The following is a 398-nucleotide window of genomic DNA, read 5'->3' as shown; positions in this document are numbered from 1 at the left end:
GTAAATGTAGCTGTATCTTGTCCAGACTCACATAAGTCCGTTACATTATAAGTTACACTCGTATTACCACCCTCACATAAAACAGGAGCAGTAAGTGCACTAATATCTGTAGCTTGTGGATCACAACCACCAGTTACACTAAACCCAGCAATCCAATTAGCAAAGGCTGTATCTAAAGCCGCTTGATCATCAAAGTCACAAGCATTCACAGTAAAATCTTGAACATCACTAATTGTTAACGCATCAGCAGGAGTTACTGTAAATGTAGCTGTATCTTGTCCAGACTCACATAAGTCCGTTACATTATAAGTTACACTCGTATTACCACCCTCACATAAAGCAGGAGCAGTAAGTGCACTAATATCTGTAGCTTGTGGATTAAAACCACCAGTTACACT

At 39.4% G+C, this 398-nt stretch carries 1 protein-coding gene; it reads right to left on the bottom strand.

The window, feature by feature from the left end; translation table 11 throughout:
• The coding region (locus ACH5TW_RS00280) for a hypothetical protein (RefSeq protein ID WP_439334472.1) at positions 1–398 on the bottom strand (398 nt) is incomplete at both ends.

Origin of the sequence: Thalassobellus sediminis, assembly GCF_044386045.1 — a bacterium.
Classification (GTDB): Bacteria; Bacteroidota; Bacteroidia; order Flavobacteriales; family Flavobacteriaceae; genus Thalassobellus; species Thalassobellus sediminis.
Note: the sequence above shows the minus strand (reverse complement) of the source record. Positions and strands in the feature narration are given on the sequence as shown.